Below are 26,445 nucleotides of genomic sequence, written 5' to 3' on the forward strand. Positions count from 1 at the left end.
ATAAGATACATATCGCATCTTATCTGGCTGGAGAAGTCGTATGTTCGAGGCGCAAACCACCAAATCCGGCTCGGTCCTGGTCTCCGGCGCCAGCATTGCCGGGCCGGCGCTGGCCTATTGGCTCGATCGATACGGCTTCGACGTGACGGTGGTGGAGCGGGCGGGCGCCATTCGTGGCGGCGGCTACCCCATCGATGTGCGAGGCACCGCAATCGACGTCGTTGAACGCATGGGGGTGCTTTCACAACTCCGGTCAGCCCATATCGACACTCGGAAGCTGCGATTTGTGGATGCCGATGGAAATGCGGTCGCGACAGTCACGCCGGAGAGTCTGTCCGGCGGGGTGACCAATCGTGACATCGAGTTGCCGCGTGGCGAACTGAGTTCGGTTTTGTACGATCTCACGCGCGACCGGGAGGTCCGCTACCGATTCAATGACTGCATCGACGCGCTGCACGACGATGGAGCCGGGGTGGACGTTCGCTTCAGAAGCGGGATGCAACAGCGGTTTGACATAGTGATCGCCGCGGATGGCATGCATTCCAATACGCGCGCCTTGGCGTTGGGGCCGGAAGCGCCGTTCAACCGCTATCTGGGTTTTTGCTTCAACCTCTTCTCGCTTCCGAACGATCTTGGACTCTCACATGAAGCCATGATCTATGCCGAACCTGGCCGTCTTGCGGGCGTGTACGCGGTTGGCGACAGTCCCACGCTTCTGGCCTTCCTGAACTTCGCTACTGACGAACCGCCGTTTCATTCGAACACGGACGTCGACAGGCAACGCCGACGGACAGCGAAAATTTTCAGCCATGGCGGCTGGGAAATTCCTCGCCTCGTCGCGGCCATGCAGCGCGCGGATGACATATTCTTCGACACTGTCAGTCAGATCCACATGCCGCGCTGGTCGTCCGGCCGTGTGGCGCTGGTCGGGGACGCCGCGCACGCGCCCTCGTTCTTGTCGGGACAAGGCTCCAGCCTTGCGCTGGTTGGCGCCTATGTGCTTGCCGGAGAGCTGGCGGCGCATGCGGATCCCGTCGACGCCTTTGCTTCTTATGAACGAATAGCACGGCCGTTCATGGAATCGAATCAGGCGCTCGCCTCCAGGGAAGGCGGTACCCTTCTCATGCCGCGTACGCAGCAGGAACTCGATGCCCGCAACGCCGCCCTCGCTGCAATGCAGACCTTGGGAAACGCACCATCATACAGCGAACACTCCAGGCAGGTGCACAATTCGCTGAGGCTGCCCGACTACAGTCGGTGGCTTCGCGAGGAACAGCGGAAGTGACGCGCAGTCGAAGCCGCTGCATCAGGCTTCACGGCGTTTCCCAGTCACGCTTCCGCTCTCTGCGCGGCCAGCTCGCGCCAGCGTGTTCCCAGCGACACGCCGACCAGCAGCAGGCAGAAGCCGAGCGCGAGCGGTGAGTAGAACGCCTCTTCCTGCAGCACGGCATTGGCCGAGATGGTGACGATGCCGACAAAGCCGAACAGGAAATCCGGGTCGCGTGTTTCGATCAATTGCCGGCGCGCCGCCAGCGCCAGCGCCACCAGGAAGCCGAAGAAGACCAGGCTGCCGATCCCCATCTGGTAGAGCATGACGCCAACCGCGCTCTCGACGGGCACGGAGGCCGCGCCCGTGGCCTGGGCGTCGGCCCAGTCGAGATTGATCGAGGTGCTCGACAGGTTGCCGCCCAGCCCCAGCCCCTGGCCAAGCGGGTCGGTCAGGAAGTCGCGCATGCCGGCGGCGAGGCCTAGCACATGGTAATCGCCATGCGTGGCGCCATAGGCGATGGCCGCCATCGTCCAGGTCGTGGCAAGGGCAACCACGCCGGCGAGCGTCAGGCTGGCGCGGGAGGGGCTGTAGACCAGGCGCGCGCCGAGCGCGACGAGCAGCATGAAGGTCGCGCCCTTGGAGCCGATGACCAGAAGCAGCGGCAGCGCCGCGATCGGCACCAGCCAGCGTCCCTTGAACAGCAGCCAGGCCGCCATGATGCTCAGCCCGTAGGCATAGCTGATCGGATGGAAGTTGGGGCCGCCTATGCGGAAGATGCTGGGCAGGATGTCGTTGAACATCGGCGTGTTGAAGAAGGTCGTCGTCATCACGTCCTGCAGGCCGCGGAACACGAAGCCGGTTTCCTGCAGCGCCTTCTCCCAGACGCCGGTCTCGATCTGCCTGGCAATGTCGCGTTCGATATAGAGGTCGCCGTGGAACAGGCCGAGGAAATCCATGGTGAAGATCAGCTCGACATAGCCATAGATGACGGCGCCGGCGCACATCCAGAGCATGCTCTTGCGCAGGTCGACCGGATAGAGGCTGGCGGCCAGGACCGCGATGTGGAAGCAGGCGAGCGGCGTGATCGTGTTGCGGAAATAGACCACCGCGTCCTTTGCGCCGCCATGCACGGCGCCAAGGGCAAAGTAGAAGCAGATCGTCCCGCACAGCACGATGCTCAGCAGCAGCCACGGGCGCAGTTCGGTCAGCGCGCGCACCCGGTTCTGGAAGGTCGCGGCGAAGAAGATGCAGAAGGCGGTCATCAGGATGACGAAGTTCGTGCCGCGCAAGGCGTCGAACGTGTTGTTGTCGGGGATGTAGGGTGTGAACCAGGCGACAACGAGGTTCTGGTAGAGGAAGGCGCAGATGATCACCACCGGAATGCCCGCTGGCATCGCATTCGAAACGATCAGCGTCAGGATGAAGGTCGCCACGACCCCGAACGGCGTCCAGACCGCGAAGGACGAGACCGAGAGGCCGACAACCGCCAGCGCCACGCCGACATGCAGCATCGCCTCGACGGTCGGCGCACCCGGGGCACGCAGCCCGACTGTCGGATAGGCGCTGGTGGCGCTCATTGCGAGCTCCCGCCTTCGTCGCCGAGCAGGGCGGCGATCATCGCGCTGTCGAAGCCGTCCACGCTCAGCCTGCTTTTGATGATGCCGAAGCCCTGGTCGAGTTCCCAATAGGTCCAGCCGACGTGGTTGGCCTCGGCGGCCTTGCGCACGGCACGAACCCACGATGCCCGGCTTTCGGCATCGACGCAGAAATTGAGCACGCCGAACTCGTTCAGCATGACGGGGCAATCATGACCAGCGGACCAGCGCGCCACGCCGGCGAAATCCGAAGCGATCCGATCCGCTGTCCATGGGGCCGACAGTTCGTCCTCCACCATGGACGCGGCCTCTTCGTCGCCGGCGGCCCTTAACCTGCCGACAAGGTCGCGTACGCTCGGCGTGTCCTTGCTCGCGGGGAAGGGCAGGTTGGCGATGCGGGCCAGGGGCGATGCATCCCAGTTCTCGCACTGGTGGGTGAACGCCATCGGCGCGTAATAGTGGATGGCCGCGATCTGGTTGTCGTCGGCGAGCGGCGGCGCATCGGCCAGTTCCCATATGCCCTGGAAACGCGCCGGCCCCCAGACCAGCGTGTGCCTCGGGCACGTGGCGCGCAAGGTCTCGGCCAATTGTTGACGCAGCGCCAGCCATGCGGCTTGCGCCATTGGCGGCTCGTTCAGCAGTTCGGGATAGACGGACCCTTCTGGAAGATCGGCAATGACGGCGCGCAGCGACGTCCAGGCCTGGATCACCCGCCGGGCCGCGCCTGGCGGATCGGACCTGAAGGCCGCGTGGAGATCGCCGGAGGGATGCATGTCGACGAGCACGGCGAAGCCGTGCCGGACAAGCTCCGACACCCCGTCATGGATGCGGCCGAGCACCGCCTTGTCGCCGGCCGCGAGGAGATCGCCGTTCACCGGCAGCCGGATCGTTTCGAATCCCGATTGCCGCAGTTTCTCCAGCGTCGCCGTGGCGGGAGCCGTCCCGTCCTCGCGCTCGAACCATGCCGGAAGATTGAAGCCGCGCGACGGAACGGCGCGAGAGGGCGGCGTGGCCGAGGCGGGCAAGGGCAGGGATGAGGCGATGAGGGCTCCGCCGGCAAGCGTCAGCGCGGCTCGCCGCGACAGAATCGGCGGCGGTATCCGCACGGATCAGCTCCTTGCACCGGAGCTGCGGCGCCATTGGCCTGCCTCGGGCGACATGGCGTTGACCGTGTCGGCCAGCGCCGTGCCGTCGTCCTCGATCACCAGCGTGGCGCTGCGGCCGATCTGGCCGATGCCAAGATGCTGCTCAAGCAGTTCGGCGGCCTGCGATGCCGGCTCGGATGGGCGCAACGCCACAAGCGCGAGATCGGCCCTGGCAAACAGCTCCGGTCTCCAGCCGTTCTCGCTGAAAGCCGGGGCTATGATCACCACGAAGTCAAAGGCGCTACCCGCCTCCGCCAGGATGCCGCGCACGGTATGAAGCCCCGGGACTTCCGGGCGCTCCTGGGCCGCGGACCCGCAGATGATCGTCCGCAGGCCGCTTGCGCTGTCGATGAACAATCCGGGCCGGTTCGGCTGGCCATCGATATCGATCACGAGCACGTTCTGGTCGACCCTCTGCAGGCTGATGCCAACCATCGCGCTGGCAAGCCTTGCCTCGACACCGGCCTGCATCGAGGACACCAGCAGCACGAAGGGCTTGGGATGGTCGTTGAGGCGAAGGATGATCCGCCGCATCAGCTTGAGGACATCGCGCGACAACGTTTCGTTGCCGTCCTGAAACAGCGCCGTCCGCATCGCCCGGATGCTCGAATGCGCGCCGCCGGCGACGCCAGGCAGGCGGTATTCGCCGAAGTCGGCCGGCATCGGCACGGTGCGCGATGCCATGTGTGCTGTGTCTTCCATTGGCCCGGTCGCGGGAACCAATCGTTCGTCCGGGGTCTGCGAAACCACCGCTGGCTCAGGCTGGCCTTGCGGGAACTCGATGCTCGAATGGGTCCCGCCGGCGACACCGGGCAAGCGATAGTCTCCGAAATTGGCGGGCGCCGGCACCGTCCGGGATATGGCGCGCGCCGGATTTTCCTCCGGTCCCATCGCCGGCGCGATCTCTTCGGGCGGGCTTTGCGGATCCTCTTCCGGCCGGCGCACCGGTCCGAACGCCAGAGCGAGGCCACAACCGGCCATCAGGCCAAGGACGGCGCTCACCGGCAGGAGCAGCGCCGGCTTTGGCCAGGTCGGCTGCACCGGCGGCGTGGCGGCGTTGATCGTGCGCGCCTCGGATGTCTGGACGCCCTGCATCTGCGAGGTTTCCTGCGCGCGCTTCAGGAAGTCGTCGAGCACGGTGCGGGCGGCCTGGGCCTTGGAGTCCAGTTGCCGCAGTTGCACCTGCGCCAGGTTCTGGTCGGTCGACTGCTGGCGCAGGGTGTTGAGCTTGTCCTGCAGCTTGCCGACATTCTGCGCGGCCAGGTCGTAGCTCGCCTTCAGCTGCTGCCTGATGCGGTCTGCCTCGGCGGCCATCAGGCGGCTCATCCGGTCCATTTCGGACTTGAGGCGCGCGATCGCCGGGTGGCGGGGGCCGTACATGGTTTCGAGATTGGCGAGCTCGGTGGCGCGCTGGTTGTAGTCATCGCGCAGCTTGACGGCCGAGTTGGAGAAAAGGATTTCCGAGAGCTTGGCGAGCCCCGCCGGCGACGTGCCAGCCGCCACCGCCTGGTTGTATCTGTCCTTGGCCTGGTCGGCATCGCCCTGGGCGGTGATCAACTGGGTCGTCAGCTGGTCGAGCTGCGACTGCAGCGTGCCGCCATCGGTCGAATTGACGATGTTGTGCTGGACCTTGAAATCCTCGACCGCATGCTCGGCATCGCTGACGTTCTTCTGCAGGCCGGCGATCCGGTCATTGAGCAGCGAGTTGACATCGCTGTTGGCGGTTTCGCGTTCGCCCGAAAGACCCGCCTTGTAGCGGTCGACGATGGCGTTGGCGATGCGGGCGGCCTTGTCCGGCGATTGCGAGGTGACGCTGATGTTGATGACGTAGGTCAGCCCTTCGCGGTCCACCGTCACGGATTTCTGAAAGCGCTTGAAGGCCGCGTCGCGCGAAACGGCCTGGCTCGAGCCGAACACCGAGAAAAGGCGCGAGACCAGGCCGCGGCCTGAGAACTCGGGGTCGTTCTGGAGGCCCTGGCTGTCGAAGACGGGACCCAGCAGATCCTGCGATTCAATGACGAAGACCTGGCTTGCTATGGCCGCGCTGTCGGAACCGATGCCGGGCAGGACATTGTTGAAGTTGGTCGCGCGCGAGTCGCGCGGATCGATCAGGATCGAAGCCGTCGCCGTGTAGCTCGGGCTGGTGACCGCAAGGTAGGCAATCGTCAACAGCAAGGCGGCGCCGGCAATGGCAAGCACCATCACGCGACGTCCCCAAAGGATCGCCCATACCATGCCTATGTCGAACAAAGGCGGCAAAGTGCGATCGTCGATACTGGCTGGCCTCATCATCTTTCCTCAGCAGAGCCGCAGCGTCCCAACGTCACTCTACACCCCCAGTATCCGGGGTTATTGTTAGTCTTCCGTTAAGGTTACCAGCGCGTTTCGAACAAAATGCATCGGCGTATCGGTAACCATGCCAAGCGTTCGTGCTGGCGCGATTACGGATTTTTGTACTATTTAGGGACAGGTTTCAGCGTCGGTTCGCCTACCGCGGGGGTGGGGCAATAGCCGATCGCCATGGGAGCCGGTATTGGATCAGGACATGGACAACCGCAAGGCCGCCGGGAGCACCAGCCCCGCCGCGGGCACGCGCATGTCCATCGGCGCGCTCGCCAGGAGCGGCGCGGTCGCCGGGGTCATCAAGCTCGCCAGCGCCGGCCTGTCCTTCCTGATGTTCGTGGCGGTGGCGATGGTCACGGACGCGAGGGAGTTCGGCCTTTTCAGCGCAACTTTTGCCGGCGCCAGCCTGGTTTCCTTCTTCGCCTCGGTCGGCCAGCAGAGCACCGTGTTGCGGTTCTGGCCACAATATGTCGGGCTCGACGACCACAATTCGGCGCATGGCCTGATGGCCCGCGCCATCATCGTGGCGCTGGCCGGCCTAGCCGTCTCCAGCCTGCTCATCTTCCTGGTCGGGTTCCTGCCGTTCATCGGCCAGGGCACGCCGGAATGGTTTTCGCTGTGCCTGGCCGCCGCGATCCTGTCCTTCGCGCTCGGCTGGTCGGAATTCACGTCGGGCGCCTTCCGGGCCAAGAACGCGCTGATCTTCGGCCTGCTGCCGCGTGACATCATATGGCGTGCGTTGACGATCGCCGCCGTCGTCGTTTGCCACTTCATGCGTGTCGAGATCAGCGCGGTCACTGCGACGCATCTGACGGCGTGGCTGCTGATCCTGTCGGTCATTCCCCAAACCGTGCTTCTGATGCGCGACACGGCGCGCGCCGATCGTGGCCCGCTTACGCAAGACCAGAAGCGGGAATTCAAGACCGTGACGCTTGGCCTGTGGGGCGTCACGTCGCTGCCCCCGGCGCTCGGCCAGGTCAGCACGCTGCTCGTCGCCGCCATTCTGGGGCCGGCGCCGGCCGGCGCGATCTTCGTGGCCGACCGCACCACGCGCTTCGTCACCCTTGCGCTCAACGGCATCAACCAGGCGCTCGCGCCGCAGATATCCAGCGCCTTCTACAGCGGCGACAGGGCGCATGTTCAGCGCATCACCAGCCTGGCGGCGCTTGGCGGCTTTGCCATTGCGCTGTGCGTCGCGCTGACATTCTGGATGTTCGGCGGCTTCGTCCTGTCGATCTTCAATCCCGCCTACGATACGCCCACCATGCGCGCGACGCTCGTCATCTTCGGCATCGGCGCGGCATTCGGCACCGCCTGCGGCCCGATCGAGATCCTCCTGCAGTTGACCGGCCTGCAGCATGCGCTGCTCAAGCTGCTGGTCATCGTCAACGTGCTGGGCCTCGCTGCCACGGCCGTGACGACCTATTATTTCGGCCCCGTCGGCGCGGCGATCAGCATCGCCGGTACGGTTATCGCCTGGACCGCCACGGCCGTTTCAATCGCCCGGCGCAGGATAGGCATAAACCCATCGATCTTCGGCTTCACGATGGGGCATGGAAGCCATGTTCCGCGCGTGATGCTGCGAGGCCGCACGTGAAGATCGTCCAGGTCCAGACCCAGGCGGAGGCTGCCGGCGCGCAGCGCGTCTCCGACATGGTGGGCGAGGGATTGCGGGCGCGCGGGCACGATGTTCGCACCGTCTTCATGTACCGCAAGACGGACGCCTTCGATCACGACAGGACAGCCGATTTCATCCTGACCGAGCGTCCCGGCGGATTGCCGGGGCAGATCCGGGCAGCCATCGGCCTCGCGCGGTATCTGCGCAAGGCCCGTCCCGACGCCGTCATCACCTACCAGCACTACGGCAATATCTTCGGCACGATCGGCGCCCGGTTGGCCGGCGTCAGGCACATCGTCGCCAACCAGAGCGGCCAACCCCACACCAGGGGTGTGATGGGCCTGCTCTCCCAGGTCGACAAGCTGATGGGCATGATCGGCCTCTACGAGACCAATGTCGTCAATTCGGCGTGGACAGAACAGCAATTCCACAATTATCCGCTGGCCTATCGGCGGCGCATCCGGCGCATCGATCATGGCGTTCCGGCGCCGACCGGCAAATTCGACAAAGCCGCGGCGCGCGCCGCCTTCGGCCTGCCCCGAGATGCCTGGCTGGCCGTCTCGTCGGGCCGGCTGACACAGACGAAGAACCAGATCGCGCTGGTCGGCGCGCTCGAACACCTGCCCGACGTGCATGTCGCGCTCGCGGGTGTCGGGCCCGAGCAGGACACGCTTGTCGCCTTCGCCGCAAGCCGGGGCGTGAGCGACCGCCTGCATCTTGTGGGCGAGGTGCCACCGTCGCGCATTTTCGAATTCCTGGCGGCGGGAGATGCCTATGCGTTTCCGTCCATGATGGAGACCTTCGGCCTTGCCTGCGTGGAAGCGGCGATCTCCGGCCTGCCGGTGGTGACCGGCAATCTCGACGTCATGCGCGAAGTGCTGACCACCGAGGATGGGGAGGCGGCGGCGATCTTCGTAGAGGCCGACGCCAAGGGCATGGCCAAGGGACTGGCCGATATCATCGCGAAGCCGGAATCCATGGCCAGGCTTTCCGCTGCGGGACGGCGTCTCAAGGAGAAATACTCGCTGGCCAAGATGTGTGCGGGTTACGAGAAACTACTTGTTTCCTGAGCGTTTCAGCACCGCCGCTATCCCGTCGATCACTTCCAGCCTGCCCGAACGATTGAGCGTGTGGATCTTCGGGTAGGGCCAGTCGCCTTCCGTGTCGATCGGCCGGGGCGCCGACAGCTTTACCGTGCGCTGGTCGAGTTCGAACAGTTCGGACAGACCGAGCCCGCCGCCATAACCGAGCGTTCCATCCTGGACGGGAAGGAAGACCCGGCCGTTCTGGGCGCGAACGAAGGCGCCGCCCGGGCGCGCCATGCGATGGTCGATCAGGATCGGGTTCGTCGGGTGCGGTTTCCACGGACCGGCGAGTGCCGGGGCCGAGAAGACCACCAGCATGTCGGAAGTGCTGCCATAGCCGTCGCGGTCGGTGGCGAACAGCCACAGCAGCCCGCCATGCTCAAGCAGTGTCGCATCGGAAATCTCGCCCTCGACCAGTACCGTCTCGGCGGCCCAGCCGTCCGGGAAATCCGAGGCGCGGTAGAGCGTGAGCTTGCCGCTGGCGCTGGCCTCGGGAAGCATCCAGATCACGCCATCGCGCTCGAACACCTGCGGATAGGAGAGATGATGCGGCTCTTCCAGCGCGACGCGCGGCCGCGAGGGAACGCCATCCGCGTCGAACGCAACGACGGAGATGACGGCCTTGCCGGTCGCATGAGGATAGTCCTCGACGAACAGGTAGGATCCGCCCTGCCATTCGAACGGGAACGGATCGGCATAGAAATGATCGCCGGGGTCGGGCAGAACCGACCAGCCAGTTCCGAGCCGGCCGGTCTCGGCGACGCCCGGCGCGTCGGTAAAGCGATAGCCGACGCGCCAGTGCGCATGGCGGTAGCGCGCGCGCCGAATGACCTCACGGCCAAGCCGCGGCAGCGCCGCGCCGAGATAGGCGTTGGCGAATTGCTTCGCCTTGGCCTGATCGGGACCGGAGGCTTCGGGCATTCGTTCGCCCCGGGAGAGGCGGCCTTCGGCGAATGCCCTGGCGACCGAGACCACCAGGGTGATGGCGCGGGCAAGCACATCCTCGGTGCCGAGCGCGGCTGATTCCCGCTTGTCCACCATCGGCCGTGCCCGGCCGACCACCGTCTTTCCGTCGAGAACGGCCTCGATGACCGGCAATCTCGCGGCCGCCACCGCTTTTGCCGCGGCGAGATCGGATGGCGATCCGTCGAACAGAAAACCGACGGTGGGTACATCCGACAGAGCCGCATTGCCGGCAAGGTCGAGCCTCAGCGCGGCGGGGCGGCTGGCGTGACGTGCCTGGATCTCGCGCAGCGGGGCGCCAAGATTGGGCCGCCGCCGGCGGAAGAGGCGCTGTTCGAAGGCAAAGGCGGCGTTTGCCGCTGTCGGCCAGCTTTCCGACCCGGGCTGATGCAGCACGGCCACATCGTGGCCTTCGGCCTTGAGCCGCTCGATGGCGACGTTCTGCCAGTGGCGAGGGTTGGATTGTGGAACAATGACGTCGATCGACAGCATGTCGTTCCCGTTCGCGGTTGTATTGATGCTCGGGTTCCGGACGCTTCAAAGAGAAATGACTTGACTGAAAAAGCTTACCTTCCAGTTACATTCGAAGTCCGACTGCCCGGGTCCGGGGAAAAACTCTTGACCGGACCGTCGCGGACCGACGGCAGCCAGCTCAATTCGCGGCATGACTGCCGCTCGGCGCCGGCGAGTCAAATATACCAAGATTACGATATTCCTTGCGATTCATCTTGACGTGGAACCCAAGACATCGTGGATAGATCAGGCCCCCAATCCGGCCGGTTCGGATCACATGTTTGAAGTCACTGTCGAGGATTCGTTCGATTTTCGTTCGAAGGAATATGTTGAGCTCTTCGCCAGTTCGGCGGCGACCGCTTTCCAGCACCCCATCTGGCTGACGCACCTGTACGACAGGCTGGTGCGGCAAGGCGGCGCCACGCCGCTGGTCATTGTCGTGCGCCACGGGCCGGGCGGAAAGCTCGCCATGGTGCTGCCCCTGGTCAGGCGCAGGTACACGCTGCTGAAGGTCGTCGAGTTCGCCGATATGCGCGTCTCCGACTATGTGTCGCCGGTGACCGATGCGGCGACCTTGTCCGATATCCTGGCCGATGACCGTGCCATCGCCGCCCTGCGCAGGCTGCTGAAACCCTATGATCTCCTGCGTATCGGCAAGCTGGCCGACGATTCCCTGCCGATCGAGCGCCTGTTCGGCATCGACGAGCGCCAGAGCATGGGCATGAGCGCGTATTCCGGCTCGCTGGAGCCGACTTTCGCCGCATGGCGCGAGCACCAGCTCGACCAGTCCTACCGCAAGGAACTCGACAAGAAGACCCGGCAGCTCGGCCGGATGGGCAGCGCGCGGTTTGAGTGCGCGGGCAACGCCGCCGACATCCGTACGACCTTCGACGCGCTGAAGCTCTATCGCGGCAAGCGTTTCGACGGCAGCGACGGGCCGGCCGACCTGCTGCAGTCGCCAGCCTATTTCGATTTCTACCTGGCCGTGGCCAATGAAGGACGCGGCGGCTTTGCCCGCACCTATACGTTCTGGATGGACGACAGGCCGATCGCCGGTGCGCTCGGCCTCGAGCATCGGGGCTCGCTGCTGGTCATACTCGGCGGCTTCGACGAGGCCGGCTACAGGAAGCAGTCGATCGGCAGCCTGATGTTCGAGCAGATCGCCCGCGACTGCATAGAACGCGGCGACCATTCGCTGGACTTCACCATAGGCGACGAACCCTACAAGCGCATCTTCGGCGGCAAGCCTTCACCCATGTGGCAGATTTTTCGCGCCGGCAGCCCGCTCGGCTATGCCGCGCATGTGACGGTGGAGAAACTGCCGGCGGCCAAGGCGCTGGCACGGCGTATGCTCGGTTCGCATGGAAAGAAGGCAAAGCCCGGTCGCGTGGCGGCGGCGCCGGTGTCCACCGATGAGACCGCCGACTCCTGACCCCGGCAGGTCTTGGAAGAGCGCTGCTCGCTTTTCCAGGGAAAACCGTTTCACACTTTTCCTGGAATTGCTCGAAAGCTTAGGCAGCCGAAGCGCTGGTTTGAACGGCGTCGTTGCGCGATCAGGTCGCGGATTCGGCGGCGGGTCTCCTCAGGCCACGCAGCCTGGCGACCAAGCCGGGGCTTATGGTGTCCATCCCGTATATTATGCGGCGTCGGCTGAAGTGAAGTTGCCGGCGCGCGCGCCAGCGCAGGTCGTTGTCGATGGTCAGGCTGCGGCGAAATTGCGCCAGGTGCAGCCCGTGCGCATCCATCGCCTGCTTTACCGGATCTGCGTAGAACGTCGCTATCTTCGCGGCGGTCATGCCGGGCGAGGCCAGCCATTGCGGCACGTGGACCGCCAGGCGCTCGACGTCGGTAAGCAACCGGCTGACGCCCGTTCCGGCGGCCGGGCAGGATGTCTGGTAAGCATCGCCAATGAGGACGGCGCCGTCGCGGACGCAATTCTCCGCGACCGTGATATCGGTGAGCCAGCTTTCGATCTTGTCGATGATTTCGAAATCACCGAATGCCTTGATGAGCCCCGGAAGCGTCTTGATCAGCGTTTCCCTGGGATGATCACGCAGGGCCTTCACCCATGGATCGCCGTGTTCACGGAACACGAAAAGATTGGCGCGCGTGACGTCGGCGGCAGGGAACAGGCTCAAATAGTCGATACCGTCGGTGATCCGTTCGCCGTAGTAGGTGAGGGCGGGGTGCCTGAAGGCGCTTGCCCCCACGGGGCGTAGATTGAAGCCAAAAGTCATTGACTGCCGCTGGTGAACGAACCTGCGCCCGATGCCGAGATCGCGCTTCAGGATGTCGCCCATCCCGGTGGCGAGCACCAGCAGTCGTGCCGTCACGTCGCCTTGTCCGAGTATCGACACGCGCTGGCGGTCGGCACCCGCCTCCAGCCCGTTCACCCGGCCCGTGATGAAGCGCACGGTTTCGGGCAGCTCGGCCCGCATTGCGTTGACGAGGTCATCGTAGAAGATTCCGTAGTGCTGGGCGTGCGAGCGGTCGAGGACGCGCCCCCTGCGGATGTTGACGATCTCATCGAAGGCGACGGCGGATGCGGAAAGCCTGTCCAGAAGGCCGAGCCGGCGCATTTTCTCGATCTGGTCGCCGGCAATCTTCTCGACGCGGAACTCATGCGGGAAGACCGGATAGCGGTCGATCAGCGTCACGTGATAGCCGGAGCGTCCGAGCACGGTCGCCGCGATGGTGCCGGAAAGTCCGCCGCCGACGACAACGATCTGGGTGTCTGTACCCGCGGGGAGCGAACGGGGGGCTGTCATCTCGAGTACCTCAATATGGCGTAGATCGCCTGGGGACTGGTGGTGAAATAGCGCCAGAAGAGCCGGCGCGGCTCCATCGCCATGCGCCATAGCCATTCGAACCCGGCCTTCTGGATCCAGAGCGGTGCGCGCGGGACCTTGCCGGCCAGATGGTCGAAAAGGCCGCCCGACGTCTTGATCACGCCGACATTCGAGAGCCGCGAGGCGAAGTCGCGGACAAAGATCTGCTCCCGGGGAACACCGAGGCCCAGCCACAATATGTTGGGCGCGAGCGCATTGATTTCGTCGAGCTTGTTTTCGAGCGCTTCGCCGGAAAGATAACCGTGGCAATGGCCGGCGATGCGCAGGCGGGGATATCTGGCCCTGATCCCCGCAACCGCCTTGTTGTTTTCGGCTTCGGTCGCTCCCAGCAGGTAGAAGGTCGCGCCCTGCTGTTCGGCGAGCCTGGCGACATCGTGAAAGAGGTCGGTGGTGGCCACCCGTTCCGGAAGATGCGCGCTGCACAGCAGGCGTGAGGCGAAAACAAGCGGCTGGCCATCGGCGAATATCTGGTCGGCGGTGCCGAACAGCGTGGAGATTTCCGCATTCGCACGCGCCTGGGCGATGACATCGCCATTGGCGGAGGTGAAATAATAGGGGCGGTTGCCGGCGAGGTGCTCGCGTGCCGCCGCCATCATCAACAGGGCAGCGCCTTGCCGGTCGATCACCGTGATCGGCAGCCCGCCAAGCATGACGGTTGGAAAGGCAGGAAGGCTCTCCCCGATGGGAGCCGCGTCTTGCTTGGCGCCGCCCATCAGGCTTCCGCGCCGGGCCGAAGCCTGGTGATGTGGGCGGTGGAAAGGGAAGGTCTCATGGGCAACAGACTTCACGCGTTGCCGCGATGGATTCGATCCACCGGGCGTGGCCTCATCTCTTGGAGTGTCTTCTAAAGGTCCGTGCATTGAAGAATTGCCTTCTTTCCAAGTATCCTAAGTAAAAATCCTGGAAAGTTAAGCGCTATGTTAATATTTAGTTAATATGCAAATATTGTCTAAAAGTGTAACGGATACGACTTCGCTGTTGGTTGGGCAGGCTGTTATCTTATTGAAAGTGCTGCTGAAAAGACGGTTCTGGTGTCGCGTTCGCCTTGGCTAATGTCATTGGACGATGATATTTTATCGTCGCCTTACCCCACGAGCCGGGCTGGGCAAACCGCGACACGACCTTGCACTGGCCAGATCCCGGTTGACCTCTGGCGGTCAATTATTATGCTGTCGGCAAGCAACCGCATGTATGCCGTCAGTTGTTGCAACAGCACAACCAGGTTGAACTGCCAGCCGGCCGCCAGCAAAAAACATTTCCGCGGTTGAGTGAACCGAGACTTCCTGTCAGCGATGAGATGGTGGCTTTGCCGCTGAACGAGGTAGAGTGCAGCGGGGCATCCCGGCGGCGGCGCGGAGAGGCCGCCTCGGATGGATTGAGCACCAGTCCAAGCGCGTGATGCCATCGGGATGGCGAAACGCTCATTCGCCGTCTGTAGGCTGGGGCCGATTTGTTAGGTCTGCCCAAGCCAAGCAAGGTCGCGTCGCGGCACCCTTGCGGTTGAACGGCCCGCAGGGTCGATTGCCCATCCAGGGAGGGTCGTTCCGCCATAGGGACTGCAGATGCGTGCGGGGTTTGGCCACCGTTACGAAGGCGTGGCACGGACCGATGTGATGCGGCCAGGTCCGGGCGTAAAAGGGCGCCTCCGCCTGGCAATCCGCGACGCCGTGGGATCGGCTTTTTGCTTATGGATACCGTGGTGCGGCCGCTCGCGCCGATTTCTTTTTCAATCGCACGCCAGTTTTCGGAATTTCATTTCTATCTAGTTCTATAATATTAGTGGACTTTAATCCTCGGCCCCTCGATCAGGGCTGGCAATCGAGGCTGTGCCCTCTGTTCAAAAGGATTGAGATCCCATGCGAAAACTGATTTCCGCAGCGCTTGTCGGGCTTGCCCTGGCCGCCACTTCCGCCCTGGCGCATGCCGACGAGAAGAAGGTCGTCATCGCCTATCAGACCGGCGCCAACCCCTACAATCTTGGCATCGCCAATGGCGATCTTGCCAAGAAGACCGGCTGGAACATCGAATTCCGCCGCTTCAATTCCGGCGCTGACATCTTCGCGGCCATCGCCTCCGGCGACGTCCAGATCGGCGATGTCGGATCGAGCCCGTTCGCCGCGGCCGTCAGCAAGGGCATCGACGTGAAGGCGTTCTACATCTCGTCGGTCTCGCGTGACGGCGAGGCGCTGGTGGTGCGGCCCGACATCAAGACGCCGGCCGACCTGCGCGGCAAGAAGCTCGCCGCCGCACCGGTCTCGACCGACCATTACCAGCTTCTGGCCGTGCTCAAGCAGGAAGGCATTTCCGAGAAGGAAACCCAAGTCATCGCCATTCCGCAGCCCGAGATCGTCGCGGCCTGGAAGCGCGGCGACATCGATGGCGCCTTCGTCTGGGATCCGGCACTGTCCGAACTCAAGAAGAACGGCAAGGTCCTGCTCACCGCCGGCCAGGTCGCCGATCGTGGCGCGCCGACCTTCAGCGCGCTGGTCGTGACCGGCAAGTTCGCCAAGGCCAATCCCGACTTCCTCGGCCAGTATGTCCGTCTGGTCGACGGCTACACCACGTCCTACTTGAGCAACCCCGCGACTTGGGGGCCGGAGTCCGAGAACGCCAAGGCGATTGCTAAATTGCAGGGCGGCACCGCGGCCGAGAATTCGGAGCAGTTGAAGACGACTGTGGTTCCGCCGCTTGACGAACAGGCCTCCGACAAGTGGCTGGGCGGTGGCGACAAGAGCGCCGTCGCGAAAATCCTCAAGGATACCGCCGGCTTCCTAAAGGACCAGAAGAAGATCACCACCATCAAGGACAGCTACGCCTCGGCCGCCGACCCGCGATATGTGGAGGCCGCCAAGGCCTCGAACTGAAATCCCTGAACCGCATTCGGCTCTGGCTGGCGGAAATCTCGCCAGCCAGACTGCTTGGAGGGCCAGCATGCTTCGAATTCGCGACGCCAGCGTCACCTTTCCAGCCTCGGACGGGCAGGACGTGCACGCCCTCGATCACGTCTCGCTCGACATCGCTCCGGACTCCATCGTCGTCGCGGTCGGTGCTTCGGGATGCGGCAAGTCGACATTGCTGAACGCCATCGCCGGTTTCCTGCCGCTCAGCGAAGGCTCGATCACGCTGGACGGAAAGGAGATCGTCGCGCCCGGCGGCGATCGTGGCGTGGTGTTCCAGAAGGACACTTTGCTGCCCTGGGCCAGCGTGCTGGACAATGTCGCGCTCGGCCTGAAATACCGGGGCGTGCCGCGTGGCGAACGCCATGAGCGGTCAAGGCGCCTGCTGGAACTGGTAGGGCTCGCCGATTTCGCCGAAAAGCCGCCCTACGAACTGTCCGGCGGCATGCGCCAGCGCGTCGGCATCGCGCGGGCGCTGGCCACGGATCCGAAGATCCTGCTGATGGACGAGCCGTTCGGGGCCCTCGACAGCCTGACGCGCGAGACGATGCAGCAGCTTCTGGCCTCGGTCTGGGCCAAGACCGGCAAGCAGATCCTGTTCATCACCCATTCGATCGAGGAAGCCCTCACGCTCGGCACGACCATCGTCGTGATGTCGCCCCGGCCGGGGCGCATCGTTGCCCGGTTCGACGCCGACTTCGTCCGCGAGTTCGCCGATAGCGGCGACATCGGACCGATCCAGTCGCACGCGCGTTTCATCGAACTCAGGCAGGAAATCCGCTCGCTCATCCACCAGCCGGAAGGCGCCCGCACAGGAACCTTGCAATGACGCTTGCTGCCAATTCCCCTTCATTTTCGTCGTCGAAGGTTGAGCGCGCGCCGTCTGCCAAACGGCGCCGCGCCGCGTCGACGAGCACGCTCGGCATCAGCCTGGCCACGCTGGCTGCGCTGGTCGCCTTGTGGTTCCTCGCCGCGCATTTCGAATGGGCGTCGCCGCTGTTCCTGCCGTCGCCGGCAGAGGTGCTGACCCAGTTCAGCGCCGTGTGGGCCGACGGCTATGCCAACGGCACGCTGCTCGACCACACGCTGGCCAGCCTTGGCCGTATCGGCGCGGCACTCGGCGTCGGCATTTTCCTTGGCATTCCGCTCGGCTTGCTGATGGGGCTCAATCGCTGGGTCAAGGGCATCTTCAGCGTGCCGATCGATCTCTACTGGGGCCTGCCGCCTTTGGCCTACCTGCCGCTGCTGATCATCTGGCTGGGCATCGGCGAGACCTCGAAGGTCGTGCTGCTGTCGCTGTCGACCTTTGCTCCGATCTGCTTTGCGGCGCAGGCCGGTGTCCGGTCGGTGCCCATTGAACGGATCAACGCCGCGCTGTCGCTCGGCGCGACCCGCCTGCAACTGTTCACCAGCATCATCCTGCCGTCCGCGTTGCCGGAAATCATGACCGGCCTGAAGATCGCCATCGGCGCGGGATTGTCGACGCTGGTCGCGGCCGAACTGATCGCGGCCCAGTCGGGCCTTGGCTACATGATCATGTCGGCGGCCAATTTCCTCGCCACGGATGTCGTCTTCGTCGGCCTCATCGTCATCGCCATCCTCGCCTTTGCCTTCACCAGCGGCATGCGCTGGCTGGAGCACCGCCTCATCCCATGGAAGGGCAAGCTCTGACGCTTGGCCCGCACGCATTCCCATCGCCGAAGGAACAACCCGATGTCCAGCACCACCCGTCCGCTCGACCTCTACTGGTACCTGCCGACCCATGGCGATGGACCGTATCTCGGCACCGACGAGCGGCACCGTCCGGCAACCTTCGGCTATCTCAAGGAGATTGCCCAGGCCGCCGACCGGCTTGGCTTCAAGGGCGTGCTGCTGCCCACCGGAACGCGGTGCGAGGATGCCTGGATCGTCGCGGCCGGGCTGATCCCGCTTACAGAACGGCTGAAATTCCTCGTCGCGCTGCGGCCGGGCAGCGGAACGCCGGCGCTGTTCGCGCGTCATGCGGCGACGCTCGACCGCATTTCCGGCGGCCGTGTCCTGCTCAATGTCGTCACTGGGGCCGATCCGGCCGACCTTGCAGGCGACGGCAACAAGCTCAGCCATGACGAGCGCTATGCGCAGACCGACGAGTTCCTGACCATCTGGCGGCGCATCCTTTCGGGCGAGCCGGCGGATTTCGAGGGCAAGTATCTGTCCGCCCACGGCACCGACATTTCCTTCCCGCCGGTGCAGCAACCGCATCCGCCGCTCTGGTTTGGCGGCTCTTCCGACGCCGGCATCGCGATCGCCGCCAAGCACGTCGACGCCTATCTGAGCTGGGGCGAACCGGTGGACCAGCTTGCCGAAAAGATCGATCGCGTCAGGAAGGCGGCGGCCGCGCAAGGCCGCACGATCCGCTTCGGCCTTCGCATCCACCTGATCGTGCGCGAAACCGAGGACGAGGCCTGGGCCGCCGCGGACCGGCTGATCAGCCACGTCACCGACGACCTGATCGCCCAAGCCCAGAAGGGATTTGTCCACATCTCGGAATCGGTCGGGCAAAAGCGCATGTCGGCGCTTCACCAGGGCCGGCGCGACAAGCTGCTTGTCGGCCCGAACCTGTGGGCCGGGCCGGGGCTGGTGCGTGGCGGCGCGGGAACGGCGCTGGTCGGCAATCCCGACAATGTCGCCGCGCGCATTCGCGAGTATCAGGAGATCGGTATCGAGACGATCATCGCGTCCGGCTACCCGCATCTGGAAGAGGCGTTCAATGTCGCCGAACTGCTTTTCCCCAAACTCGGGCTGAAGGGCGAGGGCGCACCGGCGGAGCGCAGCTGGGACGTCGAGTTCGGACGCGGCGTGCGCCCCAAGGTTCCCGCGGCGAGCGCCAGCTGATTTTGGCAACGCCGGCCCTCGCAGTCCGGGATAACGAGGTGCGCAGGCGAAAGCTGTCGCGGGCATGGCGGATCGTCGAGGGCGGCAGCGGCCGCCCGGCTGCCTCGGCGGAGAACAGGCGCATCGACGGCGTCGCTTTGCCGACGTCGATGTCGAGATGCCAGCCAGGACCTGGCGGCCAAGGCGCAGGCGGCCGCTCGTGTGGTTGGCCAGCCCCATGGACTGGCCCCAAGTGCAGCCGGTGCTATGCGGCCGACGAGCCTGTCAGAGCTTTTGCCTGGGCTTGAAGTTGCGCATCAGCGGGCCGAAATCCTTCTTCTGCGCATCGCTGAGGCTGTCATAGAGCGGCTTGCCGGCGTCGGCGACCTTTCGCAGTTCGGCCGCGTTCTTCTCGAGATGATCGGCCATCATCGATATCCGGTCGAGCGTGGTGGGCGGCGCGGCGTTACCCATGCGTTCCCTTGCCTGAAGCCATCGGTCCGCGCGCGCCTTGGCCGCGTCGCGTATCGCGGCTTCAAAAGCCGGCCAGTTCTTGGCCTGGTCGTCGTTGAGCTTGAGCCCCGCCTTCATGCTGGCGAGATGGGCGTCGAGCAGGACGGACTGCCTGTGCTGGATTTTCTGAATCTCCGCGGCGCTGGGCACGGACTTCTCGTAGGAGGAAGCGGCGAGCGCGCCTTGTGCCATGAACGAACCGGCGAGACAGGCGATCACCAAGGGGGCGATTAGGCGTTTTCTCATAATTGCACCTGATGTTTGTGACATTTGTCGTCACATGAATTTTCAACGCGGGCGGATTGAACCGGCATGATCTGTCCTGCCTGACGGAAGGGCAGCCGTTGCCGGGTGACGGTCAGAGGCCGAACGGGCCGCACAGGCCGAGCGTCAACTGGATGGGTCCGCAAACGTCGCCGTAGTAGCCGCCATAATAGCCGCCGCCCCAGCCACCGCCTCCACGGCGCCCATGTGCGTGTCCGTGCCCGCCACCGTGATGGCTTGCGGCATGGTGGCCCCCATGGCCGCCGCCATGGTGCCTGACGACCGCGGCATCGGCGACGGTGGCAAATGAGGTCGCGCTTGCCAGTGCCAGCACGATGGAGCTGGCGAATACTATCTGTCTTTTCATGAGGATAACTCCAATTTTCCATGCGAGACGATGCACGAGAACAGAACGGGCTCTCACTCGACACGTTCCTTCACGAAAACGGGACGAGCCGCGCGGCTGTCGCCAGGGAATCGCTGCGCGCGATAGGGCGCATTGGCCAGTTCGGAGGTGGTTAGAGAAGGTTTCATCGCCGAGCTGTTGCCAGTCAATGCGAGGCGCGCCGATCACCGGGCGCCTCGATCATGATGCGTGCGATTCAATCAATGTCGATGAGGCGATGTCGATGAGGACAGTTGCCATTTGGCGACCGAGAGGGCTGCTGTATGCGTCGACTTTGCCGCCTCATCCCAGCAGGAGGAGGCGCTTTGTACATGGTCGCAAGCAAGCGCCCGGCCATGGCCGCCCGGTCGCGGGCGGCCATGGCAGGATGAGAGGTCAGAGAACGCCGAAGGGGCCGTACGGGGCGTAGTAGTAAGGCGTGCAGAGGCCCAGCGCCAGCTGAACAGGTCCGCAATAGTCGTAGTAGCCGCCGCCGTAATAACCGCCGCCGCCACGGGCCCAGCCATGTCCATATCCACGGTGATAGGCATATCGATGCCCGCCACTGAAGTGGCGCATGGTCTGTCCGCCACTGAAATGACCCATCGAATGGCCGCCTCCATGATGCCTGACAACCGCGGCGTCAGCGCTTGATGTAAATGAGACACCCGCGGCCAATGCCAGCAGGAGGGAGCTTGCGAATACTAGTTGCCGTTTCATGTGAATAACTCCTTTTTTCTTATGCGATACTGTGCATGGGAGGAAAACGTCTTGTTGCCTGGCGTGTTCCTTCACGAAAACGGGATGGGAGTTGATCACCTCAACACAAAACATGACAGCCATGCCCTTTGCGGGGCATGGCTGTCATGTGATGACGGGGCTCGATCGGCAATCAGTCGGGAAATCAGGGACCGTGAGGGCCGCACTGTTCAAGCGTCCACTCGATGGTGCCGCAATAATCGTCCCCGTAGCGGCTGTAGTCGCCGTAGCCGTTGTAGTAACCGCCTATCCAGCCATTGTCGGCAACCCAATCGTCGCCGCCGACCGGAACCCCGGTTCGCACATAGTGACGGACGATGCGGTGATGCCCGGTCTCGTGATGAGCTACGTGGTGGACAAGGTGATGCTTCACGACTGCGGCATTGGCGCTGGCGGTCAATGAAAAAGTGCTGGCGGCCAACGCCAACGCCATGGAAGTGATGAATGCACGTTGCCTGTTCATGAAGACGCCTCCGGTTGCTGCGAGACATGTATGAACGAGAACGGCTTTCCGACACGCCACGTTCCTTCACAAAAACGGGACGGGACGTCGGCAAGCCGGATAGGCAGGGGCAGCCGATGCGCTTCTGGCAAAATGCCATGGGATGGGAAGCAATCAGGCGCCGCTTGGGTCGATGAAGCGACCGCTCGCGCAAAGTTTGCCGGGCTAAAACTTGTCAGGGACGAACGCCCCGCCAGCTACCATTCGGCGAAGGAGCCGTCCTTGTGACGCCAGATCGGATTGCGCCAGCGGTGACCTTCCTTGGCGCGCTCCTTCACATACTCTTCGTCGATCTCGACACCGAGGCCCGGACCGTCGGGAATGGCGACATAGCCATCCTCGTAGCGGAAGACATCCTTGTTGGCGGCGTAGTCGAGCAGGTCGTTGGCGCCGTTGTAATGGATGCCGAGGCTCTGTTCCTGGATGAAGCAGTTGTAGCTCACGGCGTCGAGCTGCAGGCAGGCGGCGAGCGCGATGGGGCCGAGCGGGCAGTGCGGCGCCACGGCCACGTCATATGCTTCCGCCATCGCCGCGATCTTGCGGCATTCGGTGATGCCGCCGGCATGCGACAGATCGGGCTGGATGATGTCGACGACGCCTTCCTCGAACACCGACTTGAAGTCCCAGCGGCTGTAGAGCCGCTCGCCGAGCGCGATCGGCGTCGAGCCCAGCGCGGCGATCTCCTTCAGCGCCTCGCGGTTTTCGCTGAGCACCGGCTCCTCGATGAACATCAACCGGTAGGGCTCCAGCTCCTTGACCAGGATGCGCGCCATCGGCCGGTGCACGCGGCCGTGGAAATCAACGGCGATGCCGATATTGGGGCCGACGGCCTCGCGCACCATGGCGACGCGCTCCACGGCGGCATCGATCTTGTCGTGGCTGTCGACAATCTGCAGTTCCTCGGTGCCGTTCATCTTCAGCGCCAGGAAGCCGCGCGAAACCACTTCCTTCGCGCCCGCCGCCACCTCCGCCGGCCGGTCGCCGCCGATCCAGGAGTAGACCTTGATCGTGTCGCGCAACTTGCCGCCGAGCAGTTCATGCACGGGCACGCCGAGCGCCTTGCCCTTGATGTCCCACAGCGCCTGGTCGATGCCGGCAATCGCGCTCATCATGATCGGCCCGCCCCGGTAGAAGCCGCCGCGATGCATCACCGTCCAGTGATCCTCGATCAGTCGCGGGTCCTTGCCGATGAGATAGTCGGCCAGTTCCTTGACCGCCGCCTCGACCGTCAGCGCCCGGCCTTCCACCACCGGCTCGCCCCAGCCGGTGACGCCGGCATCGGTCTCGATCTTCAGGAACAGCCAGCGCGGCGGCACGATGTAGGTGGTGAGCGAAATGATTTTCATGCCGGTCTCAGTTGTTCTTGAGTTTCTTGGCGCTGACGAGGTCGCGCGCCGCAAGGTCGAGGATTCTGTTAGCCGCCGCGCGCGCGCCCTCGGCGTCGCGCATGCGCAATGCCTCGACCACTTCTCGGTGCGCCGCCACGGCTTCCATGCGCCGGTCGAGCGAAATGGTCGCCGTCGCTTCCAGCGAGAACTTCAGCCCGGTGTCGATCAGATTGCCGATCTGGCGGAAGATCGGGTTGTGGCTCGCGGCATAGAGGATCTGGTGGAACACGATGTCGGAACGCGAGAAAGCGGCAAGATCCTCGCCTGCGCCGGCCATGCCGCGCCACGCCGCTTCGAGATCGGCGATCTCCTGAAGCGTCGCGCGGGCGGCGGCGAGTTCCGCGACCAGCGGTTCGATCGCTCGGCGGGTTTCGAGGATGGCATCGAACAGCTTGTCGTCCAGTGCGTGCGGCGCGTGCCATGCCAGAACCTGCGGGTCGATGATGTTCCAGTCGTCCTCGGTGCATACGATCGTGCCGACGCGCGGCCGCGACAGCACCAGCCCCTTGGCCGCCAGCACCTTCAGGGCTTCGCGGATGACGGTGCGGCTGACTCCGTATTCGACGCCGAGTTCGTTTTCGGTCGGCAGGGAAGACCCCGCCGGATAGCGCCCGGAAAAGATGTCCGAGGCCATCGCCTTCGTCACATCGGGCATGACGCGCGGGCGGCGCGTGATCGTGTCGCCTGGCGCTTTCTTCAAAATCTCGGTCACCTCAGCCCCTCCAAGGCGGCGAACCCTAGGGTTCGCACAGCCGGCCCGGCATTAGCGGATGCGAATGCGTTGCGCCAGCGATCGTTGGTCGGAGCATGTACCTCATTTATCATACCAGATCAATTGACGCGTATGATAAAAGCGAATAGAGACTTCAGCGTCGGGCTGAGTTGCCCGGCTTGTTCGCTGGGAGGAAATCATGCGATTTTTGAAGACCGCGCTTGTCGCGGGCGCGCTTGCCGTGCTGTCCGCCACGACGTTTGCCGCATATGCTCAGGACACCAAGATCGGCTTCATCGTCAAGCAACCCGAGGAGCCGTGGTTCCAGGACGAATGGAAGTTCGCCGACCAGGCCGCCAAGGAAAAAGGCTTTACCCTCGTCAAGATCGGCGCCGAGGACGGTGAGAAGCTGATGTCGGCGATCGACAATCTCGGCGCCCAGGGTGCCCAGGGTTTCATCGTCTGCACGCCGGATGTGAAACTCGGCCCCGGCATCGTCGCCAAGGCCGCCGCCAACAATCTCAAGCTGATGACCGTTGACGACCGCCTGGTCGGCGCCGACGGCAAGGCGCTGGAAGACGTCCCGCATATGGGTATCTCCGCCACCAAGATCGGCGAGGCCGTCGGCCAGGCGATCGTCGACGAGATGAAGGCGCGCGGCTGGAAGGCCGACGAGGTCGGCGCGATCCGCGTCTCCTACGACCAGTTGCCGACGGCGGTCGATCGCGTCGAAGGCGCCATCTCGGTGCTGAAGGCGAACGGCTTCAAGGCCGAGCAGATCTTCGACGCGCCGCAGGCCAAGACCGACACGGAAGCCGCGCTCAATGCCGCGACGGTCGTGCTCAACGCCCATGCCGGCATCAAGAAGTGGGTGGCCTTCGGCCTCAATGACGAAGCCGTGCTGGGCGCCGTGCGCGCGGCGGAAAGCGTCGGCATTCCGGCTGACGGCATGATCGGCGTCGGCATTGGCGGCGCGGATTCGGCGATCAACGAGTTCAAGAAGCCGACCGCCACCGGCTTCGTCGGCACGGTGATCATCTCGCCGAAGCGTCACGGCTACGAGACGGCGCTCAACATGTACGACTGGGTCGCCAACAACAAGGAGCCGGCGAAGCTGACCCTGACCTCCGGCGCGCTGGCCAAGCGTGACGACTACCAGAAGGTCCGCCAGGGCCTCGGCATCGAATAATCCTCCCTGTACAAACAGGCGGCGGCTCATCCCGCCGCCTGTTTGGCATCGCGCGAATTCTCATGGCGCAAGAAGGATCGGGGCCTGTGTCCTTTCTCGACTTTTCCCACATCACCAAGACCTATCCGGGCGTCAAGGCGCTGTCGGACGTCTCGTTCGGCGTCGACAAGGGCGCCGTGCATGGGCTGATGGGCGAGAATGGTGCCGGCAAATCCACACTGATCAAGATCCTTTCGGGCGACCAGCATGCCGATGAGGGCGAAATCCGCATCGACGGCAAGGTCCAGGCCTATTCATCGACCCGGGATGCCTTCGACAATGGCGTCATCGTCATCCACCAGGAACTGCAACTGGTTCCCGAACTCACCGTCGCCGAGAACCTCAGCCTTGGCCGTTTTCCCGCCAGCGCCGGCATCATCGCGCGCCGTACGATGCTGGACGACGTTGGCGCCAAGCTGAAATCGGCGGGCATCGACATCGATATCAGCCGCAAGGTCAAGACGCTGTCCATCGGCGAGCGCCAGATGGTCGAGATCGCCAAGGCGATCATGCTCGACGCACGCGTCATCGCGCTGGACGAGCCGACCTCGTCGCTGTCCTCGCGCGAAAGCGAAATCCTGTTTGCCCTGATCGACCGCCTGCGCGGCGAGGGCAAGGTCATCATCTATGTTTCGCATCGGCTGGACGAGGTGTTCCGGCTCTGCGACAGCCTGACAGTGCTGCGCGACGGCAAGCTCGCGGCGCATCACGCTTCGCTGAAGGGCGTCACCCGCGACCAGGTCGTCGCCGAAATGGTCGGCCGCGAAATCTCCGACATCTGGGGTTTTCGACCACGCAAGGCGGGCGATGTGCGCCTGAAGGTCGAGGGCCTGTCCGGGGCAAAGCTCAAGATTCCGGCTAGCTTCGAGGCGAGGGCTGGCGAGATCGTCGGCTTCTTCGGCCTGATCGGCGCCGGGCGCTCTGAACTGATGCGGCTGGTCTTCGGCGCCGATCCGCGCTCAAGCGGCGCGATCGCCGTCGATGGCAAGGTCGTTCATGCCAGCGATCCGCATGACGCCATCCGCGCCGGCATCGTGCTGTGCTCGGAAGACCGCAAGCATGACGGCATCATCCAGGGGCGTTCGATCGAGGAGAACATCAACATCTCGTCGCGGCGCCACCACACGCGTTTCGGCGTGCTCAACCGCGCCAGCGAGATCGCCACCGCCGAGACCTTCATCAAGAAGCTCAAGGTGCGCACGCCCTCGCGCAAACAGGACATCATCAACCTTTCCGGCGGCAACCAGCAGAAGGTCATCCTTGGCCGCTGGCTGTCGGAGCAGGGCGTGCGCGTCCTCATCGTCGACGAGCCGACGCGCGGCATCGATGTCGGCGCCAAGGCGGAAATCTACGAACTGCTCTACCAGCTTGCCGAAGACGGGATGGCCATTGTCGTGGTCTCGTCCGAACTGCCGGAGGTGATGGGCATCTGCGACCGCATCCTGGTGATGTGCGGCGGGCGCGTCAGTGCCGAACTCACCCGCGACCGGTTCGCCGAGCAGGCGATCCTGGCCGCCGCTCTCCCCGACACGAAAACCCCCGACGCGATCGCATCCTGAGGAT

General features: G+C 64.2%; 22 protein-coding genes. 10 read left to right on the forward strand and 12 right to left on the reverse strand.

What is annotated here, in order from left to right:
* Positions 1–40 precede the first annotated feature (40 nt).
* A complete protein-coding gene (locus ACO07C_RS25005) occupies positions 41–1,285 on the forward strand; it encodes an FAD-dependent monooxygenase (RefSeq protein ID WP_421916843.1) in 1,245 nt (414 codons plus the stop codon).
* Positions 1,286–1,329: 44 nt separating this feature from the next.
* Here the strand turns inward: ACO07C_RS25005 and ACO07C_RS25010 are convergent, their stop codons facing one another.
* The 3 genes from ACO07C_RS25010 to ACO07C_RS25020 are packed head-to-tail and all read right to left on the reverse strand — an operon-like array spanning position 1,330 to position 6,299.
* On the reverse strand, positions 1,330–2,847 hold the full coding sequence (locus tag ACO07C_RS25010; protein WP_421916844.1) for a hypothetical protein: 1,518 nt from the start codon (positions 2,845–2,847) through the stop codon (positions 1,330–1,332).
* Positions 2,844–3,971, reverse strand: coding sequence for a glycoside hydrolase family 5 protein (locus ACO07C_RS25015; RefSeq protein ID WP_421916845.1), 1,128 nt, complete (start codon positions 3,969–3,971; stop codon positions 2,844–2,846). Before ACO07C_RS25015 ends, ACO07C_RS25010 begins: the two co-directional genes overlap by 4 nt.
* Positions 3,972–3,974: 3 nt before the next feature.
* Positions 3,975–6,299, reverse strand: a complete 2,325-nt coding sequence (locus tag ACO07C_RS25020) for a Wzz/FepE/Etk N-terminal domain-containing protein (RefSeq protein WP_421916846.1) — start codon at positions 6,297–6,299, stop codon at positions 3,975–3,977.
* A gap of 256 nt (positions 6,300–6,555) precedes the next feature.
* Between ACO07C_RS25020 and ACO07C_RS25025 the strand changes: the two genes are divergently transcribed.
* Together ACO07C_RS25025 and ACO07C_RS25030 are read left to right on the forward strand one after the other, a co-directional pair.
* Positions 6,556–7,950, forward strand: coding sequence for a lipopolysaccharide biosynthesis protein (locus ACO07C_RS25025; protein WP_421916847.1), 1,395 nt, complete (start codon positions 6,556–6,558; stop codon positions 7,948–7,950).
* Positions 7,947–9,041 (forward strand): glycosyltransferase family 4 protein, encoded by a 1,095-nt coding sequence (locus ACO07C_RS25030; RefSeq protein ID WP_421916848.1) that lies wholly within the window; start codon positions 7,947–7,949, stop codon positions 9,039–9,041. The genes ACO07C_RS25025 and ACO07C_RS25030 overlap by 4 nt, the downstream gene beginning before the upstream one ends.
* Here ACO07C_RS25030 and ACO07C_RS25035 read toward each other — a convergent pair.
* Positions 9,027–10,511 carry a glucosamine inositolphosphorylceramide transferase family protein gene (locus ACO07C_RS25035; protein WP_421916849.1) on the reverse strand — a complete coding sequence of 495 codons (1,485 nt, stop codon included), beginning with the start codon at positions 10,509–10,511 and terminating at the stop codon, positions 9,027–9,029. The genes ACO07C_RS25030 and ACO07C_RS25035 overlap by 15 nt on opposite strands.
* Positions 10,512–10,809: 298 nt before the next feature.
* Here ACO07C_RS25035 and ACO07C_RS25040 point away from each other — a divergent pair, with 298 nt between their 5' ends.
* Positions 10,810–11,964 carry a GNAT family N-acetyltransferase gene (locus ACO07C_RS25040; RefSeq protein WP_421916850.1) on the forward strand — a complete coding sequence of 385 codons (1,155 nt, stop codon included), beginning with the start codon at positions 10,810–10,812 and terminating at the stop codon, positions 11,962–11,964.
* Between the two features lie 121 nt (positions 11,965–12,085).
* Here ACO07C_RS25040 and ACO07C_RS25045 read toward each other — a convergent pair whose 3' ends face one another.
* Together ACO07C_RS25045 and ACO07C_RS25050 are read right to left on the reverse strand one after the other, a co-directional pair.
* Positions 12,086–13,390: an FAD-dependent oxidoreductase gene (locus ACO07C_RS25045; RefSeq protein ID WP_421916851.1), complete on the reverse strand. Its 1,305-nt coding sequence runs from the start codon at positions 13,388–13,390 to the stop codon at positions 12,086–12,088.
* On the reverse strand, positions 13,297–14,094 hold the full coding sequence (locus ACO07C_RS25050) for a WecB/TagA/CpsF family glycosyltransferase (RefSeq protein WP_421916852.1): 798 nt from the start codon (positions 14,092–14,094) through the stop codon (positions 13,297–13,299). The genes ACO07C_RS25045 and ACO07C_RS25050 overlap by 94 nt, the downstream gene beginning before the upstream one ends.
* Positions 14,095–15,237: 1,143 nt before the next feature.
* On the opposite strand from ACO07C_RS25050, the gene tauA reads away from it, so the two are divergent.
* The 4 genes from tauA to ssuD all read left to right on the forward strand — a co-directional run bounded on the left by tauA (position 15,238) and on the right by ssuD (position 19,152).
* On the forward strand, positions 15,238–16,245 hold the full coding sequence (tauA, locus tag ACO07C_RS25055) for a taurine ABC transporter substrate-binding protein (RefSeq protein ID WP_421916853.1): 1,008 nt from the start codon (positions 15,238–15,240) through the stop codon (positions 16,243–16,245).
* A 67-nt stretch (positions 16,246–16,312) separates the two neighbouring features.
* Positions 16,313–17,107, forward strand: coding sequence for a taurine ABC transporter ATP-binding protein (locus ACO07C_RS25060; protein WP_421916854.1), 795 nt, complete (start codon positions 16,313–16,315; stop codon positions 17,105–17,107).
* A complete protein-coding gene (locus ACO07C_RS25065) occupies positions 17,104–17,949 on the forward strand; it encodes an ABC transporter permease subunit (protein WP_421916855.1) in 846 nt (281 codons plus the stop codon). Before ACO07C_RS25060 ends, ACO07C_RS25065 begins: the two co-directional genes overlap by 4 nt.
* Before the next feature lie 42 nt (positions 17,950–17,991).
* Positions 17,992–19,152, forward strand: a complete 1,161-nt coding sequence (gene ssuD, locus ACO07C_RS25070) for an FMNH2-dependent alkanesulfonate monooxygenase (protein ID WP_421916856.1) — start codon at positions 17,992–17,994, stop codon at positions 19,150–19,152.
* Between the two features lie 264 nt (positions 19,153–19,416).
* Here ssuD and ACO07C_RS25075 read toward each other — a convergent pair whose 3' ends face one another.
* The 6 genes from ACO07C_RS25075 to ACO07C_RS25100 form a co-directional block, all read right to left on the reverse strand.
* Entirely contained in the window at positions 19,417–19,890 is a 474-nt protein-coding gene (locus ACO07C_RS25075; protein WP_421916857.1) for a Spy/CpxP family protein refolding chaperone, read from the reverse strand.
* Between the two features lie 112 nt (positions 19,891–20,002).
* Positions 20,003–20,275, reverse strand: coding sequence for a hypothetical protein (locus ACO07C_RS25080; protein ID WP_421916858.1), 273 nt, complete (start codon positions 20,273–20,275; stop codon positions 20,003–20,005).
* Between the two features lie 414 nt (positions 20,276–20,689).
* Entirely contained in the window at positions 20,690–20,872 is a 183-nt protein-coding gene (locus ACO07C_RS25085) for a hypothetical protein (protein WP_421916859.1), read from the reverse strand.
* 325 nt (positions 20,873–21,197) lie between these two features.
* Positions 21,198–21,515, reverse strand: coding sequence for a hypothetical protein (locus tag ACO07C_RS25090; protein ID WP_421916860.1), 318 nt, complete (start codon positions 21,513–21,515; stop codon positions 21,198–21,200).
* 236 nt (positions 21,516–21,751) lie between these two features.
* Positions 21,752–22,900 carry a galactonate dehydratase gene (gene dgoD, locus ACO07C_RS25095; RefSeq protein WP_421916861.1) on the reverse strand — a complete coding sequence of 383 codons (1,149 nt, stop codon included), beginning with the start codon at positions 22,898–22,900 and terminating at the stop codon, positions 21,752–21,754.
* A gap of 7 nt (positions 22,901–22,907) precedes the next feature.
* Complete coding sequence (locus ACO07C_RS25100) at positions 22,908–23,597, reverse strand: FadR/GntR family transcriptional regulator (protein WP_421917598.1); 690 nt, start codon at positions 23,595–23,597, stop codon at positions 22,908–22,910.
* 256 nt (positions 23,598–23,853) lie between these two features.
* Here ACO07C_RS25100 and ACO07C_RS25105 point away from each other — a divergent pair, with 256 nt between their 5' ends.
* Both ACO07C_RS25105 and araG read left to right on the forward strand, forming a co-directional pair.
* On the forward strand, positions 23,854–24,843 hold the full coding sequence (locus ACO07C_RS25105; RefSeq protein WP_421916862.1) for an arabinose ABC transporter substrate-binding protein: 990 nt from the start codon (positions 23,854–23,856) through the stop codon (positions 24,841–24,843).
* An 86-nt stretch (positions 24,844–24,929) separates the two neighbouring features.
* Complete coding sequence (gene araG / locus ACO07C_RS25110) at positions 24,930–26,441, forward strand: L-arabinose ABC transporter ATP-binding protein AraG (protein ID WP_421916863.1); 1,512 nt, start codon at positions 24,930–24,932, stop codon at positions 26,439–26,441.
* Positions 26,442–26,445 lie beyond the last annotated feature (4 nt).

Origin of the sequence: Mesorhizobium sp., assembly GCF_965229135.1 — a bacterium.
Classification (GTDB): Bacteria; Pseudomonadota; Alphaproteobacteria; order Rhizobiales; family Rhizobiaceae; genus Mesorhizobium.